Annotated in this window: 10 protein-coding genes and 3 pseudogenes; 5 read left to right on the forward strand and 8 right to left on the reverse strand. The window is 71.6% G+C overall.

What is annotated here, in order from left to right:
• Positions 1-2: 2 nt before the first annotated feature.
• Both QQY66_RS07195 and QQY66_RS07200 read right to left on the reverse strand, forming a co-directional pair.
• On the reverse strand, positions 3-608 hold the full coding sequence (locus QQY66_RS07195) for an ATP/GTP-binding protein (protein ID WP_301978234.1): 606 nt from the start codon (positions 606-608) through the stop codon (positions 3-5).
• Complete coding sequence (locus tag QQY66_RS07200) at positions 589-4248, reverse strand: hydantoinase B/oxoprolinase family protein (RefSeq protein ID WP_301978235.1); 3660 nt, start codon at positions 4246-4248, stop codon at positions 589-591. The genes QQY66_RS07195 and QQY66_RS07200 overlap by 20 nt, the downstream gene beginning before the upstream one ends.
• A 314-nt stretch (positions 4249-4562) precedes the next feature.
• Here QQY66_RS07200 and QQY66_RS07205 point away from each other — a divergent pair.
• Both QQY66_RS07205 and QQY66_RS07210 read left to right on the forward strand, forming a co-directional pair.
• A pseudogene (locus QQY66_RS07205) lies at positions 4563-5228 on the forward strand (3-hydroxyacyl-CoA dehydrogenase NAD-binding domain-containing protein); the annotation flags it as partial.
• Between the two features lie 23 nt (positions 5229-5251).
• The gene (locus tag QQY66_RS07210; protein WP_301978236.1) at positions 5252-5707 is read left to right on the forward strand and encodes a thioesterase family protein; all 456 of its coding nucleotides are present in this window, start codon (positions 5252-5254) and stop codon (positions 5705-5707) included.
• Here QQY66_RS07210 and QQY66_RS07215 read toward each other — a convergent pair.
• From QQY66_RS07215 to QQY66_RS07225, 3 genes are read right to left on the reverse strand one after another with little or no spacing between them, the layout of a single operon-like run.
• Entirely contained in the window at positions 5685-6083 is a 399-nt protein-coding gene (locus tag QQY66_RS07215; RefSeq protein WP_301978237.1) for a DUF742 domain-containing protein, read from the reverse strand. The genes QQY66_RS07210 and QQY66_RS07215 overlap by 23 nt on opposite strands.
• 9 nt (positions 6084-6092) lie before the next feature.
• Positions 6093-6530, reverse strand: a complete 438-nt coding sequence (locus tag QQY66_RS07220) for a roadblock/LC7 domain-containing protein (protein ID WP_301978238.1) — start codon at positions 6528-6530, stop codon at positions 6093-6095.
• Entirely contained in the window at positions 6527-9322 is a 2796-nt protein-coding gene (locus tag QQY66_RS07225; RefSeq protein ID WP_301987212.1) for a nitrate- and nitrite sensing domain-containing protein, read from the reverse strand. Before QQY66_RS07225 ends, QQY66_RS07220 begins: the two co-directional genes overlap by 4 nt.
• A gap of 417 nt (positions 9323-9739) precedes the next feature.
• Between QQY66_RS07225 and QQY66_RS07230 the strand changes: the two genes are divergently transcribed.
• Positions 9740-10270: a hypothetical protein gene (locus QQY66_RS07230; protein WP_301978239.1), complete on the forward strand. Its 531-nt coding sequence runs from the start codon at positions 9740-9742 to the stop codon at positions 10268-10270.
• Positions 10271-10298: 28 nt separating this feature from the next.
• Here the strand turns inward: QQY66_RS07230 and QQY66_RS07235 are convergent, their stop codons facing one another.
• A complete protein-coding gene (locus QQY66_RS07235; RefSeq protein WP_301987214.1) occupies positions 10299-10457 on the reverse strand; it encodes an oxidoreductase C-terminal domain-containing protein in 159 nt (52 codons plus the stop codon).
• A gap of 32 nt (positions 10458-10489) precedes the next feature.
• Here QQY66_RS07235 and QQY66_RS07240 point away from each other — a divergent pair.
• Both QQY66_RS07240 and QQY66_RS07245 read left to right on the forward strand, forming a co-directional pair.
• A pseudogene (locus tag QQY66_RS07240) lies at positions 10490-10774 on the forward strand (aldehyde dehydrogenase family protein); the annotation flags it as partial.
• A gap of 216 nt (positions 10775-10990) precedes the next feature.
• Positions 10991-11949, forward strand: a pseudogene (locus QQY66_RS07245) (GMC oxidoreductase); the annotation flags it as partial.
• Positions 11950-11972: 23 nt separating this feature from the next.
• On the opposite strand, the gene QQY66_RS07250 reads toward QQY66_RS07245, so the two are convergent.
• The gene (locus tag QQY66_RS07250; protein ID WP_301978240.1) at positions 11973-16889 is read right to left on the reverse strand and encodes a hypothetical protein; all 4917 of its coding nucleotides are present in this window, start codon (positions 16887-16889) and stop codon (positions 11973-11975) included.
• Positions 16890-16925: 36 nt separating this feature from the next.
• Complete coding sequence (locus tag QQY66_RS07255; protein WP_301978241.1) at positions 16926-17804, reverse strand: hypothetical protein; 879 nt, start codon at positions 17802-17804, stop codon at positions 16926-16928.
• Positions 17805-17898 lie beyond the last annotated feature (94 nt).

Raw genomic sequence — 17898 nt, forward strand, 5'->3', positions numbered from 1 at the left:
CGTCAGGTGGTGACCGTCTGGCGGCGCTCCGCCGCGTACGCCATGGCGTGCTGGACCACGCCGATGAGAACCTCCTTGACGGACTCCCGGTCGCGGGCGTCGCACAACACCAGGGGTACGTGGTCGTCGAGGTCGAGTGCCTGGCGTACGTCGTCCTCCGGGTAACGGGCGGCTCCCTCGAAGCAGTTGACGCCGACGACGAAGGGTATGGAGCGCCGCTCGAAGTAGTCGACGGCGGCGAAGGAGTCCTCCAGGCGCCGGGTGTCGGCCAGGACGACCGCGCCGAGCGAGCCCTCGGAGAGCTCGTCCCACATGAACCAGAACCGCTCCTGACCGGGCGTGCCGAAGAGATACAGCACCAGGTCCTCGCGCAAGGTGATGCGCCCGAAGTCCATCGCGACGGTCGTGGTGTGCTTGCCCTCCACGCCGCTCGTGTCGTCGACCGGGCGTCCGGCCTCCGTGAGCAGTTCCTCGGTGCGCAGTGGCCTGATCTCACTGACCGCACCGACGAGGGTGGTCTTGCCCACGCCGAAGCCGCCGGCCACCAGGATCTTGAGCGTGACGGGCTCGACCGGGGGCTTGCCGCGCTCAGAACGCCCGAAGATCATCGATCTCTTCTCCTGCTTGATGGGGGTCGGGGGACGGCGGTCCGTAGCCTCCGCCGCCTGGGGTTTCGACGACGAGTACGTCGCCCGGGACGACGTCCGTCGCATCGCTTGCGCCCAGTGCGCTGACCGTACCGTCCGCGCGCTCGACTCGGTTGGCGCCCAGCGCGCCCGGTTCGCCGCCGGCCATGCCGTACGGCGGGACCCTGCGGTGCTGGGAGAGCGTGGAGACGGTCATCGGCTCGTGGAACCGGATGCGGCGCACCGCTCCGTCGCCGCCGTGCCAGCGTCCGGCGCCTCCGCTGTCACGCCGGACGGCGAACTCCTCGAGCTGGACGGGCAGTCGCCACTCCAGGACTTCCGGGTCGGTGAGTCGCGAGTTGGTCATGTGGGTCTGCACGACGGTCGCCCCGGGGAAGCCGTCGCCCGCACCGGATCCGGAGGCGACGGTCTCGTAGTACTGGTGCCGCTCGTTGCCGAAGGTGACGTTGTTCATGGTGCCGGAGCCCTCTGCCTGGACGCCGAGTGCGGCATAGAGCGCGCCGGTGATCGCCTGCGAGGTCTCCACGTTGCCGGCGACCACGGCGGCCGGCGGCTCGGGGGCGAGCATCGAGGCGGACGGCACCACGATGTCGAGGGGGCGCAGACAGCCGTCGTTGAGGGGGATGTCGTCGGCGACCAGAGTACGGAAGACGTACAGGACAGCCGCGTTGACGACCGCGAAGGGTGCGTTGAAGTTGGAGTCCAGCTGGGGGGAGGTTCCGGTGAAGTCGACGGTCGCGGACCGGTTTGTACGGTCGACGCGCACGCTGACCCTGATGACGGCCCCCGAGTCGGTCTCGTAGGCGTACTCGCCGTCGTCCAGCGCGTCGATGACCCGTCGTACGGCCTCCTCCGCGTTGTCCTGGACGTGCTTCATGTACGCCTGGACGACATCGAGGCCGAAGTTCTCGATCATGCGGGCGACTTCGTCGACGCCCTTCTGGTTGGCGGCGATCTGGGCGCGCAGGTCGGCGAGGTTGGTCTTCGGGTTCCGGGAGGGATAGGGCGCCTCGGTGAGGAGGCGGAGGGTCTCCGCCTCGCGGAAGCGGCCCCTCTCGGCGAGCAGCCAGTTGTCGAAGAGGATCCCTTCCTCTTCGATGGTGCGGCTGTTGGCGGGCATGGAGCCGGGCGCGATGCCGCCGATCTCGGCATGGTGGCCGCGGGAGGCGACGTAGAAGAGGATCCGGTTGCTCTCCGTGTCCGCGGTGTCCTCGGTGTCCTCGGTGTCGAAGACCGGGGTGATCACGGTGACGTCGGGGAGGTGGGTGCCGCCGTGGTAAGGGTCGTTGACGGCGTAGGTGTCGCCGGGGCGCATCCCGGAGCCGCGCCGCTGGATGACCTCCTTGACACTGGTGCCCATCGAGCCCAGGTGGACGGGGATGTGGGGGGCGTTGGCCACCAGGTTTCCGTCCGGGTCGAAGAGAGCGCAGGAGAAGTCCAGGCGCTCCTTGATGTTGACGGACTGGGCGGTGGACTCCAGCCGGGCGCCCATCTGTTCGGCGATCGACATGAAGAGGTTGTTGAAGACCTCGAGCAGAACGGGATCAGCTTCTGTGCCGAGACCGGAACTCTGCGTAATCACCGCGCGTTCCATGACCAGATGCCCGTCGTCGGTCGTCGCGGCCCGCCAGCCGTCGTCCACGACGGTCGTCGCACTGGCCTCGGTGATGATCGCGGGGCCGGTGACGGTTTCGCCGGGGGACAGGTTCTCGCGGCGGTGGAGGGGTACGTCGCGCCAGGCGCCGCCCGTGTGGAGGCGAACGGTGTCCGGCGCGGCGGAGCGGCCGTCAGGGGCGGCTGCGATCGGGGCGAGAGCGGAGAGATCGGGGGGTTCGGTGATGCCGGTGGCTTCTACGGAGAGGGCTTCGACGACGACCGGGCGGTCGAGCGTGAAGGAGTACGTGGCGCGATGACGTTCTTCGAAGGCGTGCTGCATCGTGTCGGGCTCGGTGAGCTCGACGGTGAGGGTGGTGTCGGTGCCGTCGTAGCGGAGCTGGGCGCGGCGGGTGATCCGGATGCGGTCCTCGGGGATGTCCTCGGCGAGGAGTTCGGCGCGGGCGGCGCCCTCCAGGTCGTCGGCGGTCTTGAGGACGGCGGGCATGGAGGCGGGCTCCAGGGATGCCTCGACGGACTGTTCGCGCATGGCGGTGGTGTCGGCGAGGCCGATGCCGAGCGCGGAGAGCACGCCCGCCATGGGCGGCACGAGGACGGTGCGGATGCCGAGCGAGTCGGCGACCATGCACGCGTGCTGGCCTCCCGCACCACCGAAAGTGGTGAGGGCGTAGCGGGTGACGTCGTGGCCCTTCTGGACGGAGATCCGCTTGACCGCGTTGGCGATGTTGGCGACGGCGATCTGCAGGTAACCCTCGGCGACCTGCTCCGGTGTGCGGTCGTCGCCGGTCTGCTCCCGGATCTCCCGGGCGAGGGCGGCGAACCGGTCGCGGACGAGCGCGTCGTCAAGGGGCTGGTCGCCGACGGGGCCGAACACCTTGGGGAAATGGGCGGGTTGGATGCGGCCGAGCATGACGTTGGCGTCGGTGACGGCAAGCGGACCGCCACCCCGGTAGCAGGCAGGCCCCGGGTCCGCTCCCGCCGAGTCCGGCCCTACGCGGTAGCGGGAGCCGTCGAAGTGAAGGACCGAGCCGCCGCCGGCCGCGACGGTGTGGATGTCCAGCATGGGAGCGCGCAGCCGGACTCCCGCGATCTGCGTGGTGAAGACGCGTTCGTACTCGCCCGCGAAGTGCGAGACGTCCGTGGAGGTGCCGCCCATGTCGAAGCCGATGACCCGGTCGAAGCCGGCCAGTTGCGACATGCGGGCCATGCCGACGATGCCGCCGGCGGGCCCGGACAGGATGGCGTCCTTGCCGCGGAACTGACCGGCTTCCGCGAGCCCGCCGTTGGACTGCATGAACATCAGCCGCACGCCTTCGAGTTCGTCGGCGACATGCTGGACGTAGCGGCGCAGCACGGGCGACAGGTAGGCGTCGACGACGGCGGTGTCGCCGCGCGGGACGAGCTTCATCAGCGGGCTGACCTCGCTGGACAGCGAGATCTGCGAGAAGCCGATACGGGCGGCCAATTCGCCGACGGCTTGTTCGTGGGCGGGGTGGAGGTGGCTGTGCATGCAGACCACGGCCATGGCCCGGATCCCGTCGTCGTACGCCTCCTGGAGGAGCCCGGCGAGGGCGTCCAGGTCGGGAGCGCGCAGGACGGTGCCGTCGGCGGCGATGCGCTCGTCGACCTCGATGACCCGCTCATAGAGCAGCTCGGGGAGTTCGATGCGGCGGGCGAAGATGCGGGGGCGGTTCTGGTAGGCGATGCGCAGGGCGTCGCGGAAGCCACGGGTGATGACCAGGAGCGTGCGCTCGCCCTTGCGTTCCAGGAGGGCGTTGGTGGCCACGGTCGTCCCCATCCGGACGGCCTCGACGGGGGCATGGGAGCCGTCCAGCAGTTCGCGTACGCCGGCGACTGCCGCGTCGGCATAGCGCGCGGGGTTGTCGGACAGGAGCTTATGGGTGAGGAGCCGGCCGTCGGGGCGTCGCGCGACGATATCCGTGAAGGTGCCGCCTCGGTCGACCCAGAACTGCCAGCCCGTCGTCACGTCCGTCTCCCCGATCGCGCTGCTCGGAACCCTATCGGCAGCTCGGTTGCGGACGAGTTGCCGAGGGTCGTCGACGATCGGTCAGATCATATCGGGAGGGCTGCGCCGGTGCCCTGTCCACACCGGGCGGCGCCTCTCGGTGAGGGCCCGCGGTCGTGCCCTTGCCTCCGGGTGAGTTCGAGGGCCTGCCGCCGAGTGCGAGTCGTTGAGGGCGGCGGTGATCAATGTTCGCATCATGTGACGGGCGCACGGATAGTGCGAAGATGGATAGCAGCAGTCACGTAGGTCAAGGGGCCGATCCCGCGAGCCGTCATCTCAAGCGTGAGCTGACGGCGAAGCTCGACGCGGCCACGCCGCCCGGCGTCGTCGTCGCCTCCTCGACCTCCGGCTACCCGATGACGGACATGCAGACCGGGGCCGTCACACCCGGCCGACTGGTGGTGGGGCATCCGTTCAATCCGCCGTATCTGATACCGCTCGTCGAGGTCGTGGGCGGCGAAGGCACACACGCCGAAGCGGTCCGATGGGCCGCGCGCTTCTACGAGGTGGCGGGCAAATCCGTCATCACCATGGACCGCGAGATCCCCGGCTTCATCGCCAACCGCCTCCAGGAGGCGCTGTGGCGCGAGGCCCTGCACATGGTGGCCAACAGTGAGGCGACGGTGCGCGAGATAGACCTGTCGATCACCGAGGGGCCGGGCCTGCGCTGGGCGGTGATGGGCCCGATGCTCACCTTCGCGCTCGCGGGCAGCGAGGGCGGAATGGGCCATATGCTCGACCACTTCGGGCCGTCCCTGAAGTCCCCGTGGACCCGTCTGGAGGCACCCGAGCTGGACACGGCCCTCTACGACGCGGTGGTGGCCGGCTGCGACGATGCCGCAGACGGTCGTACGATCGCCGATCTCGTCGCCGAACGCGACCCGGGCGTCATCGACGTCCTGCGCGCCACCGGCCGTCTGCCCGGGACCGGTGCCGAGTGAGCCTGCCGCTTTTTCAGGAGACCGTGCGCCCCGAGTGGATCGACTACAACGGGCACATGAGCGAGGCGTACTACGTCCTCGTCTTCGGCTTCGCCACGGACGCGTTGATGGAGCATACGGGGCTGGACGCCGCGTACCGCGAGCGCACCGGCTGCTCGCTCTACACGGCCGAGTCACACGTCCGCTACCTGCGGGAGGTACCGGAGGGTGCCCAGCTCGGCGTACGCACGCGCGTGCTGGGAGCGGCCGGGAAGAAGGCACGGTTCACGCATGAGATGTACGTCGTCGAGGAACCGCGAGCGGAGCCCGACCCGGTCGCCACGATCGAGCTGCTGATGCTGCACGTCGATCAGGGGGCGGGTCGCGCCGTACCGTTCCCGGCCGAGGTCCGCGAGCGCCTCGCGGCGCTCGCGGAGGAGCCGCCCGGATGGGCGGGCCGGTCGATCGGACCGGTGGTCACAGAGCCCGGAGCCCGTTGATCACATCACGCAGGATGCTCTCGTCCGGCAGCTCCGCGGGCGGAACCGGGCGGTTGACGTGGACGAGTTCCTCGTCGACGAGGTCGCCGACAAGGACGCGTACGACGCCGATGGGCAGGTCGAGTTCGGAGGCGAGCTCGGCGACCGACTGCGGCGCGTCCCGGCACAGGCCGACGATGTCCACGTGCTCCGGGGACAGCGTCTGGTTTTCGGCTTCCGAGTCGTCCGCGTGGGGTTCCGTGACGACCACCGCGATCAGGTCCAGGCGGTGCTGGCCCGCATGGCTGGTGCGGCCGCGCGTCATGGCGTACGGACGGACCACCGGTCCGGCCTCGTCGTCGAACCAGTGGCTTCTTCCCTGACCGTCTCCGCTCATGTCATCCCACTACCCGCCCGCAGGCAGATCGGTGCGCGGAGCGGCCCCCAGATGTACGCCGACCCGCTTCACGAGGAGCGTCATCTCGTAGGCGACCTGGCCGACGTCGGAGTCGGCGTCCGCGAGGACGGCGAGGCAGCTGCCGTCGCCGGCGGCCGTCACGAACAGGAAGGCCTCGTCCAGCTCGACGACCGTCTGCCGGACGCTGCCCGCCTCGAAGTGCCGGCCCACGCCCTTGGCGAGGCTGTGGAAGCCGGAGGCGACGGCGGCCAGATGCTCGCTGTCCTCCCGGGTCAGGTCCTTCGATGCCCCCGTCGCAAGCCCGTCGCCGGAGAGCACGACGGCCTTGCGGATGCTCGCGACGCGGTCGACCAGGTCGTCCAGGAGCCAGTTCAGCTCGCCTGTCCTGCCCGTGTCGCCGTGGTCGGTCGCCTTCGGTGCGGTCATCGACCGTCCCCCTTAGTCGTTCGTTGTGGTGCTGTGCCGCTGGGGCCATTGTCGCCCGCGGCGTTCTCTTGACGGCCACGCTGCCAGCCGCGCTGGAGCGAGGCCATACGGCTGCGTACCTCGTCGGCGTCCCGTTCGGCGGGCTCCGTCCGCTGCTCGGTGCGCTGCTCCTGAGCCTGCTTGAGCTGCGGGGCCAGGTTGGCCTGGCGGACGCGGCGGGGCAGGGGCGCCGTGCCCGAGCCCGTGGTCGGTGCCGCGTGTCCGTCCTGACCGGGCTCGTGTCCGACCCTCGGCCCGGCTTCCGGTCTGCGCTCGTGTCTGGTCTCCGGGCCGGTTTCCAGCCGGCCCTCGTGCCGGGTCTCCGGGCCGGTTTGGGGGTCGGTTTGGGGGCCGGTTTCCTGTCGGGTCTCGTGCCTGGCCTCCTGTGCCGCCGACGCGATGGCGGCGCGCCGCGTGCGCTTCGGGAGGGCAGGAGCCGTGTCCGCGGAGTCACCGTTCTCGCGCCGGGGCCGCTGCTCGGTGACCGGACGTCCGTGCGAGCTGACGAGCTTCGGGGCGCCGCGGCGGGGCAGCGGGACCGGGGCACCCGGACGGTCGTCCGTGCCGGGGTCGGCCGGATGGTGCTGTTCGTCGGGGACACCCCCCGGTGCGGGGCCGCGGGGCCGGAAGAGTCCACCGCGTTCGCTGTCCTCGTCGCCGAGGCCGCCCGGGAAGTCGTTCAGGGCGTCCAGGTCGACGGGGGCCTCCAGTTCGACCGGCCCGTCCAGGAGGGCGGACGGCAGACCGGGGAGTTGCACGGGCACCTGGGAGAGCGCGGAGCGGCGGCTCTCCTCCAACTCGGCCTCCTTGGAGGGGCGGTCCCGGTCGAGGCGGAAGCCGATGCCGTTGGTGTCCGGGACGTCGTCCGTCAGCAGCGCGTCCGGGATGAAGACGACCGCGGTGGTGCCGCCGTACGGGGAGGGCTGGAGGGAGACGCGTACGTTCTGCCGCTGAGCGAGCCGGCTGACCACGAACAGGCCGAGCCGGTCGGTGTCGGACAGCTCGAACTCGGGTGTCTCGGCGAGCCGGAGGTTGGCGTCCAGGAGCGCGTCGGCGGCCATGCCGAGGCCGCGGTCGTGGATCTCGAGGGTGAAGCCGTTGGCGACGCGTTCGCCGAGGACCTGGACGGCCGTGTGCGGCGGGGAGAACACCGTGGCGTTCTCCAGGAGTTCGGCGACGAGATGGGTGAGGTCCGCGACGGCGGGGCCGGTGACGGCGACCCGGGGCAGCCGGCGGACCTCGATGCGCTCGTAGTCCTCCACCTCGGCGACGGCTGCGCGTACGACGTCCATGAGCTGGACGGGCTTGCGCCACTGCCGGGAGGGGGCGGCGCCGGAGAGGATCACCAGGCCCTCGGCGTGCCTGCGCATGCGGGTGGTGAGGTGGTCGAGCCGGAAGAGGTCGGCGAGTTCCTCGGTGTCCTCGGTCCGGCGCTCCATGGTGTCGAGCAGGGTGAGCTGCTTGTGCAGCAGGACCTGACTGCGCCGGGCGAGGTTCACGAAGACCTCGGAGACCCCGGCGCGCAGTTCGGCCTGCTTGACTGCGGCCTCGACGGCGGCGCGCTGCAGGGTGTTGAGGGCCTGGCCGACCTCGCCGATCTCGTTCTTGTCGTACTCCAGGCGCGGCACCTCGGTCTCCACGTCGACCTGTTCACCGGCGGAGAGGCGGCGCATCACGCTGGGCAGCCGGACGCCGGACGCCTCGTGCGCCTCCAGGCGCAGTTGCCGCAGGTCACGGATGAGGGCGCGGCCGATGCGCACGGACAGGAAGAGCGAGAACAGCAGTGCGATCAGGCCGAGGACGCCGGCGATGGCGGCCTGGGCGATGACGCCCATCGCGACCGGGCGCACCCGGTCCTGATAGCGGTCGTTCGCCTGGTCGTTGAGTGTGGCGAGTTCGTCGAGCACGTCACCGGCGGCGGTGTCCCAGTTCTGCGCGGTGACGTCGCTGGGCGTGCCGGTGCCGGAGGAGGAGCCGGCGGACTCCTCGGCCACGCGCAGCGGGGCGCTGGCGGCGTTCTTCCAGAAGCGCTCGTAGCGGTCGCGTTCCGAGGAGGGCAGCAGCGGCAGGTTGACGTCGTACATCAGCGTGCGCTGGGCCACGAGGTCGGAGATGTCACGGGCCTCGCCGCGGGTGATCCTGCCGACGATCAGCGCGGAGCCGAGGAGGGCGTCCTCGCGGGAGAGCAGTTCGCGGGCCCGGGCGAGGTTGACCAGGGCGCGGTACTGCTTGTCCAGGTCGGTGTCGTCCACGACGTGGAGATTGGTGAGCAGCACGTAGCAGGGGTCGACGAGCCGGTTGTAGAGGTCGAGGGCCTGGGCCCGGTTGACGGTGCCCTCCTCGACGCTGCGGCGCAGGGACCCGATGCCGTCGAGGGCGTCCAGGAGGGCGGTCAGCCGCTCGCCCGTGCCCCGCCCCAGCGCGTCGCGTACGTCGGCGTCCTGGGCGTTCCTGCGGATCTTGGTGACGGCCTCGTCGGTGGCGGTCCGGCTGCGGCGCAGCGCGGCGAGCCCGTCGGAGGCGCGCGGGTCGGCGAGATAGACGAGGGTCTGGCGGCGCTCCTGCTGGAGCACCCGGACGGTGTCCTCGGCCGGGTAACCGATGTTCTCGACGACCTCCGACACGTTGAACAGCTGGCCCGCCTCACGTCCCGTGAGTACCGTGGCGAAGCCCCAGATCGCCGTCAGGGACACCAGCGGCACGAGAAGCAGCGCCACGATCTTCCGGCGGATCGACTTCCCGCGAAAGCGCATGGCCTCCCCCAGCTCGACCCCCACCGGGCGGGGGTACACATGTACGTCAACAAACGGCGCGAGCCTACTACTGACGCATAGGTAACTCGAAGACCCGTCCGGAAGCCGAACGTCCGCAACGGTGGCGGGTCGTGGGGAGTTGTCCGGTCATTGCGGGAGATTGCCGCCCCCGATCCAGTGGTCACCGCGGTGAACAATCCGGCCGTTTCCGGGGTCGGTTGGCCGGAATTTTACGGTCGTTGGGAATCTTCGGGGCGTGCCGTTCGTCCTTCTATCGGGAATTGGGGGCGGAATCGGCCACAGGAGCCGCATCCCGCACCTGGGCGGCGTAAAACAGCGCATGCCGGGCAGCCACTGGGGAGTCGTGTCTTCGGACACGGGCGAGCGGTCCTGCCGGCGGTGGGGAGTGACACGGTGATGGGCACGGCTGAGCGGCGCGAGGCGCCCGGTGACGGTGTGGCGGCGCAGGCGACGGCAGAGCGGATCCCTCAGGCACGGGATCGCGACATTCCGGCAACCGACAGGGAGACGACGGACGAGCGGAAGGCCCAGCCGTACTACCGACCGTTGTGGGTGGAGGAGCCCGCGCAGCGGCGTCGGCTGCCGGATCCGGTGCGTACGGCGGCGGTGCGCGCGGTGCTCGTCATCGCCGTGACACTGATCCAGGCGATGGTGGCCTTCCTGTGCACCCTGGCCGGCTCGTGGCTGGCGTTCCCCATGGTCCTCAGCAGCGTGGCGAGCACGGTGGTCGCCACCTGGGCCGCCCTGGACGTGTGGGTGACCCGCCAGGTGTGGAACCAGCGCGACGGCGTCGTGTCGGCCCCGAGCAGCACGGCGCGGGCTCTGCGGCGCGAGCGGCGCAGGGCCCGGCGTCAGGAGCGGACCACCGAGCGCGCCCAGGAGCGGATACGGAACCGGGGCGGCACGGGTCAGCTGTCCCACCCGTGAGCCTGCGCGGGCGGCGCCCGGTGACGGTTCAGAGGGGGGCGGGCTGCGGTCGGGTCTCCCCGCGTACGAGTTCCCGGCGCGCCCGCATGAAGTGGCGTGGCCGGTCCACGGAGAGCACCGCGGCCGAACGGCCGTCCCGCTCGTACAGCGCCAGGAAGCCGCCCTCGGCCGGTGCGCCGTCGGCCAGTTCGTGGGTCCTTCAGCAGCTGGGAGGCGGCCATGCCGGATCCGTTCATCGACGGCGAGTGGCGGAGTGCGGTCGGCGAGCGCACGCGCGAGATCCGCTGTCCGGCGGACGGCTCGCTGGTGGGGGTGGTGGACGAGGCCGGTGGCAAGGACACCGTCGAGGCGGTCGCCGCCGCACGCCGCGCCTTCGACGAGGGACCCTGGCCGCACACCGCCCCCGACCAGCGCGGTGACCTGCTGCTGCGCGTCGTCGACCTGCTGCTGCGGGACAAGGACGCGCTTGCCCGCGCCGAGTCGCTGGACACCGGTTCTCGCTTGGCCGCCAGGGGCTCCTGGTCAACATCCTAGCCGCGCCGTGGGGCGCGGGCATGACAATCAACCTGATCCGGCCGCTGGCCTCCGTCTACAACGCCACCGCCCCGTGCTCGCCGAACACCGGCTGGACTCCGAACCGGCGACCGGGCCCCTCGCCGCCCCGGCGGCCGACTGAGATTCCGCACCAAGGATGTCTCCGTGACAAGGAGGTCAACCCCCATGAGCATCGATGAGTTCGACTCGTCGTGGTCGGCGGCGGCACCGCAGGCAACGTGGTGGCGGCCCGGCTGTCGGAGAACCCGTCCGTCACCGTGTGCGTCCTGGAGGCGGGGCCCAACGACGTCGGCGACGACGACGTCCTGAAGCCGGAACGCTCGATGGGTCTGCTGGAGTCCGGCTACGACGGGGACTACCCCGTCGAACCCCAGACCAGCGGCAACAGCTTCATGCACCACGCCAGAGCGAAGGTGCTCGGCGGCTGCTCCTCGCACAACTCCTGTATCGCCTTCTGAGCCCCGGCCGAGGACCTCGACGACTGGGCCGCCGCAGGCTGTACGGGCTGGAGCGCCGCCGACCTCTTCCCGCCAGTGAAGAGTGAAGGCCCATGCGGCACGGCGCTGTTGGAGGCATGTGCGCAGGCAGGCAACATCCGTCAGTCGTCGTCGGTCGCCTGCCTCCACCCGGTCCTCGGCAAACGGTCGAACCTGGAGGTACGGACGGGGGTGCGGGCCAAGACACTGGTGCTGGAGGGCCAGCGTTGCGTCGGCGCCGAGTACCTCGACCCGGACCTGATCCACACCTACGACACCGAACCGGGCCTGGACCGGCCGGACCTGATGTTCCACTACGGCTCCGTCCCCTTCGACCTTCTGCCTCACCCCGAACGTGACCCGCGCGAAGTCACGGGGCACGGTGCGGCTGCGGACCCGTGACTACCGGGACAAGCCGAAGGCCGATCCGCGGTACTTCACCCATGAGCACGGTGTCCGAGTGATGACGTACGGGCTGCGCCCGGCCCGGACGTCCGGACGGATGACGAGTTGCTGGGCTACATCCACAAGACCCACAACACCGTCCACCACCCGTCCTGCAGGGTGAAGATGGGCGCTGACAACGACCCCTCAGCTCCGCTCGACGCACGGCTGCGGGTCAAGGGGATGGAGGGGCTGCAGTGCGCGGCCTTGTCGAGGGAGGACTCTCGTCAGGTCTGAGACACAGGTCTCTTGAACATCCTGGTTGCAGTGATCTCACTGTGCACCGACTCACCTTCCCCGGCCGGGTTCTGCTGAGGCAGTCCCGGCCGGAGGTGTTCCTCCACGCTGATGTACTTCAGCCCGGCCCGCAGATCCGCGTCGTTGCGCAGTCGGATGACCAGCGGGAACTCCGCCAGCGCGGTCGTGTCGAACAGTCCCGTCGTGTACAGGAGTTGGACACCGAGCGCATCCGACACGGCCCGCTGAAGCTCCAGCAGATACGTCGCGTTGGCGCGCCCGATCGGGTTGTCGAGGAACAGCGTGCCCGCGTGCCGGTGCTTGTCGCGCCCCCGGTCGTTGCTTCTGAGCGCGGCCATCGTGCAGTACAAGGCGATGGCCGCCGTGAGCAGCTGACCACCCGAGAACACATCGCCCATCTGCCCCACCGGCACCCGCTCCGCACGAAGCACCGCGTCCGGCTTGAGGATCTCGACGGCCACCCCCTTCGGCTGCAGCGCCGCCGCAACTCCCCGCAGCAGCAAGGACATCCCGTCCCGCCGGAGATCGGAGTTCTTCTTCACCGCGGCCCGCGTCGCCTCGTCGATGACCTCGCCGAGCCGCTCGGTGAGCGTGGCCTGGTCGGGCTCCTCGAAGCGGATGCGCAGGAACTCCTGCCCGGACCACTCCCCGAGCCCCTCGGGCAACCGGGACAGCCGCTGGGCGGACCGCAGAGTCGCCAGCGCCGACTCGACGAGCCCGCGGAGCCGGTCCACGATCGAGTCCCGGTTCCGCTCCAGCTGCGCCAGCTCATCGGTGAGCACCCGCAGTCGGGGCGCGAACGCGTCCGCCCACTTCTGCGCGTGCTCGGGCAGAGCGGCGGCGGGCAGTTCCCGGATCTGCTGCCGCGCAGGCGTCCGTACCTGCTCGTACCGCGTGGAGTTGGCATGCCGTACGAGCACATCGCTCGCCTCTCGTACGGCGGACTCGGCAGCGGACAGGTCGGCGGCGCAGCCCCGCAGGGAGCGCCGTGCCTCGGCGCCGGACTGCCGTGCCTCGTCCAGGCTGCCGGGATACGGCTCCGGCTCCTCCTGTTCCTCGTCCGAGGTGTGCTCGCGCAGCAGGTCACGCAGCATGGCGGCGATCTCGTCGAAGCCGCCGGCCGCGTCCTCGGCGGCCCGGTGGGCGTCGAGGAGTTCGGCGTGCGCCTCCCGCGCCTGGCTCAACGCCTCGGTGCGGGAAGCGAGTTCGGCCGTAGCGGTCCGCAGCAGCGCCTGCGCGTGCTCGGCGTCGCGGGGCACCAGCTCCTCGGGCAGCTCGGTGTGCGCCTCACCGTCCTCGGGCGCATGCCGCTCGGCCTCGCCGCGCAGCCGCCCGAGTTGTTCGCTCGCGCTGGACATCCGGGTCTCCAGGAGCTGCACCAGCTCCTCGGCCCGGGCGGCGGCGGCCTGCCGGGAGGGCCCGTCGGACCCGTCCGGGGACTGAAGCAGCTGCTCCGCGCGCGTGCGCACCTTGTTGCTGAGCCGGTCGAGTTCGGCCCGCGCCGCACTCTCGTCGCTCTCCGCGCGGGCCTGCTCGGCCCGCAGATCGGCGTCGACCCCGACCTTCTCGTACAGGTGCGATGCGGCGCGATAGGCCTCGCGGAGGGCGGGAAGGGACGACGTGGGAGCACCCGTGTCGCTTTCCGGTACGTCATCGGGGGCACCCGCGATCTCGGCGCGCTCGGCGCGCAGCGCACGCGCGGTGCGGCGGGCGTCGTCGGCGGCTCGCTGCGCGGCACGCCGGTCCTCGTCGGCGGCACGGGCGCGCTCCAGACAGGCCTGAGCGCGGGCCTCCGACTCGGTTGCCTCGTCGGCGAGTTCGCGCAGTTTCACCTGCCAGCCGGACCGTTCGCGCAGCCGGAAGGCGAGCCCGGCGAGGGCGTCGGCGGAGCGGCGGGCGCGCTGGGCGGCCTCCTGCCGTTCGTCCCGTACCTGGGTGGCCTCGGCGGCGGCTTCGTCGGCCTCCGCCCGGACGGTGCGTGCCTCGGCCAGCTCGGCCTCGGCCTCCTCGGCGAACGCGCGCGTCTCCCGGGCCGCCTCCGCCAGCTCGACCAGCTGCCCGGCCGGGCAGCCGGTACGCCAGGACGCCAGGCGCGCGGCCAGTTCCCGGTCGTTGCCGAGCCGTGCCGCGAGCGTCCGGATCTCCTCGTCCCGCTCGGTCGCCCGCGCCCGCAGCGCCTGCCGTTCCTCGTCGGCGGCCTGCTCGTCGTGCATGGCGGGGTTCGGCGGTACGAGGAAGACGTCGCCGCTGCTCGCGTCGGGTGCCGGAGTCGGGGCGAGCAGGGCGGCGGCCGTACCGACCGCGACGGCGGACCGCGGCAGCAGCGCCGCCTCGCTCAGCGCCTCGCGGGCACGCGCGTGCGTGGCGGGGTCGGTGATGATCACGCCGTCGACCAGCTCCGGCCGGGCGGCCAACACGCGCGCGTGATCGGCGGGGTCCACGGCCTGCGCGAGATACCGCCATCCGGGCAGCGCCGGGATACCGTGCTCGCCGAGGAATTCCACGGTGGCCAGCACGTCGGGCCCTGGCGGCAGCAGCCCTCCGTCACCGAGCGCCCCCAGGATCCGGGCGTCGTCGGCGGCAGCGGTCCGCAGCTCGAACAGCTGGCGCTCGGCGGAGGAGACGGCGGCGTCGAGGAGCTGGCGGAGGTCGTCGGCGCAGCGGTCGAGCTCCTCGGGGGTGAGGAGGCCTTGGGTGAGGGGGCGCGGGGTCGTCAGGCCGACACGGGAGCGCGGGCCGGCATCATCGCCGTTCGCAGGCCTCGTGTCTCCGGCGGACGGGCCACCTCCGGCTTCGGCGGACGGGTCGCTTCCGGTGCGCGTATCCCCGCCGACGTCCCCTCCGGCACCACGAGCCCGGCCAAACGCACCACTTGCGGCCGAGGAATCCCGGCCGGCACCTGCCTCGGCACCCTCGCCCCCACCGGACGCGCCGCTCCCGGCCCGCGCGGACACGCCCGGTCCAGCCGCGTCGGAGCGCTCACGTCCAGCGCCATCCGCCCCCGTCCGAGGCCCCGGCACCGTACCCCCCGCCCCGGCGGCAGCGGTCAGGCTCAGCAGCTCCGCCAGCCGCTCCTCCGCCGCGAGACCCTCGGCAAGGCGGCGTTCCGCCTCGTACGACCGTTCCGCAGCCGTTGCCGCGTCCGCCGCGCGGGCCGCCGTGAGTTCCGCGCGAGACTCGGCCGAAGCCGCTTCCCGGGCGTGCTCGGTGGCCCGGTGGGATGCCTCGCGCGCGGTGTCCCAGGCGGCGACCGCCGTCTTCTCGGCGTCGCTGGCGGCGAGCGCGGCCCGCGCGGGATCGGCGTCGGGCGCGCTGTCGTCGAGCCAGCCCGCCCGCACCGCCTCCGCGGTCTCCTGCTCGACCTCGGACAGCCGCTGTCGCAGATGCCCCGCCTCGCTGCGGGCGCGCTGGGCCTCCGTGGCGGCGGAGGTGGAGTCCCGGTAAGCGGACTCGCTGACCTCCTGGAGCGCCGCGGACCGCTCCTCCCCTTCGTTGGCCAGGGCTTCGGCGCTGTCCGCGGCCGCGTGCAGGGCCCGTACGAGATCGACGGCGGCCTTGGCGCGCGCGGCGAGCGCCGGGGCCGCGTCACGCTCGGCCTCCTGGATGGCGGCGGCCACCCGGGCGACCCGGTCGGCGGCGGCGCGGTGCCGCAGCACCGCCTCGGCGGCCTGCCAGGCGGAATGGAGAGTCCGCGCGTCGGCAAGCTCCCGCTTCTGTGCGGCCGCCGACTTCTCGGCGCCGGCAAGCGCCAATGAGGCGTGCCGGTAGGCGAGTTCGGCGGCGATCAGCGCGCTGCGCTCCCGCGCGCCCTCGGCGTGCGTGACGGCGTGCGCGGCGCCTGTGACCCGCTGGGCGAGGTCGGCGGCGCGCACCCGCTCCTGCGCACCACGCGCGGACAGCCGCCGGGCCAGCGTCCGGGTCCGTCGCTCGGCACCCGCATGGATGTCACGCGCGCGTGCCCTCGCCTCGGCGGCCTCGACGATCCGCCCCAGCAGGTCGACCGACCCGGCGGTGAAGTCCCGTTCGGCGATCAGCTCAGCGCGCCGCCCCAGCTTGTTGCCGAAGCCGCCGACCAGGTCGGCGAGACCGTCGGTGTCCCGCGTATCGGTCACCGCCCGCAGCAGGAGATCGGTGAAGTCGGAGTCCTTCTTGACCGCGAAGAGACCGGCCGCCTCGCCCTCGTCGGCGTTCATCTCCCGCTGGTAGCGGAAGAGTTCGGGGTCGAGGCCGAGGTCGCCGAGGTGCTCGATCCACCGGTCGTGGATCTCCTCCCAGTGCACCTCCAGATGCGGATACGCCTTCCCGGCCTCGGTGAGGGCGTCCCTGAAGCCCTTCATGGTGCGCCGCCGCCCCTGCGCACCGGACGCGCCCTCGACGGACGGCCGTACGGCGGTGGACTCGGCGACCGGCAGATTGTCCAGGCTCAGCCCGGGCCCCGGCCGGAACGAGTACCAGGCCTCGGCGAACTTCCGCGGATCGTTCGAGACCTGCCGCCCGCGCCACTCGCTCACCTTGCCGACGACGACGCACTCGCCCGTCAGCACGTGCTGCCACTCCAGCGCCACATGCCCGCAGTCGTCGGCGAGCAGGAACTTGCGCAGCACACCGGAGCTGGCGCCGCCCAGCGTGTTCCGGTGACCCGGCAGCATCACCGAGAAGATCAGCTTGAGCAGGACGGACTTGCCGCCGCCGTTCTCCAGGAAGAGCACACCGGCCGGCGCGGGCCGGCGCGGCGGGCCGACGGGCTCCTCCTCGAAGAACTCCGCCTGTGTGGGCGCGGGGTCGGGCACGGGCTCGCCGACTCCCCGCAGGTCAAGCACGGTGTCGGCGTAGCGCGCACCGGCCGGACCGATGGAGTAGAGGCGGACCCGGGACAGCTCGTACATGGCGGACTCTCGTAGTCGTGAAGGCAGTCGATGCGGTCAGGAGTGGAACGGCAGCCCGGCGTCGGCCACCAGCTCCAGGTCGTCGGACTCCTCGGCGGGCAGCAGCGTCGCCGTCCCGTCGGTGACCGGCACGACGCCCAGTTCCAGCAGCTCGGCCATGGCAGCGCTGCCCGCCATGTCACGCACCTGGAGCTGATATCGGGCCGTCGTCCGATACGTCCCGCCGTTGTCGTCGCCCGTGCGCTGCAGAAACCCGGAGTCGGTCAGGAAGGCGACGGCCTTGCCGATGATGCCGGTCGTCGAACCGGCCAGTCTCCGCGCGTCCTTGGTGGCACCGGTCGCACTCCGTCTCACCCAGATCCGCCAGGCGGCCTCCAGCCCGGGCGCGTCCGTGGCCGGATCGGTGTTCTCCCCCCGCACCTCGGCCCGCTCCTCCAGCCGCCGACAGGCCTGCCGCACAAAGGCATCGACCCCGTTGACCGTGATCCGCCCGATGTACCCGTCATCAGCAAGATCCTCGGGCCGGGGGAACGCCATGGCGGCAACGGCAAGATGAGCGAGCCCATGCAGGAACCGGTCCCCGGAGTCGGCGGACGTCCGGCGGGCGTAATCACCCATGCGCACGGCGAACACCGAGTCCTCGGCAGCGGTCACCGCCATCCCTGCGCGCGGGGACACCTCCAGCACGACCAGCCCCAGCCCGGTGGCGACGGCATCGGCGAGCCGGGCAAAGGGCGGGTCCTCCCGGTAGCGCCGCAGCAGTTCGGCGTACTCCTGATCCCGCGCAGGCTGCAGTTTCGGCTGCAACCCAAAGGCAACGAGCCGAGCAGCATCGGCGGCATCGGCAGGCGTGATGGCAGGATGCGCCGCCACGACGGGAACCTCCGCCTCACTCCAGTCGACGTGCTCGGTCACGACTGCAACTCCTTGGTCTTCTTAACGGGGCTGATGACAAGCGCCCCGAAAGGGGCGCGGGGAACTGCGCGACCAGCCACAGCGGACCCGCAGC

This window comes from Streptomyces sp. DG2A-72, assembly GCF_030499575.1.
GTDB lineage: Bacteria > Actinomycetota > Actinomycetes > Streptomycetales > Streptomycetaceae > Streptomyces.

Coding starts and splice junctions, on each gene's coding strand:
- QQY66_RS07230 (WP_301978239.1), top strand. CDS start 9,740: ATGGGCACGGCTGAGCGGCGCGAGGCGCCCGGTGACGGTGTGGCGGCG.
- QQY66_RS07195 (WP_301978234.1), bottom strand. CDS start 608: ATGATCTTCGGGCGTTCTGAGCGCGGCAAGCCCCCGGTCGAGCCCGTC.
- QQY66_RS07250 (WP_301978240.1), bottom strand. CDS start 16,889: ATGTACGAGCTGTCCCGGGTCCGCCTCTACTCCATCGGTCCGGCCGGT.
- QQY66_RS07215 (WP_301978237.1), bottom strand. CDS start 6,083: ATGAGCGGAGACGGTCAGGGAAGAAGCCACTGGTTCGACGACGAGGCC.
- QQY66_RS07225 (WP_301987212.1), bottom strand. CDS start 9,322: ATGCGCTTTCGCGGGAAGTCGATCCGCCGGAAGATCGTGGCGCTGCTT.
- QQY66_RS07220 (WP_301978238.1), bottom strand. CDS start 6,530: ATGACCGCACCGAAGGCGACCGACCACGGCGACACGGGCAGGACAGGC.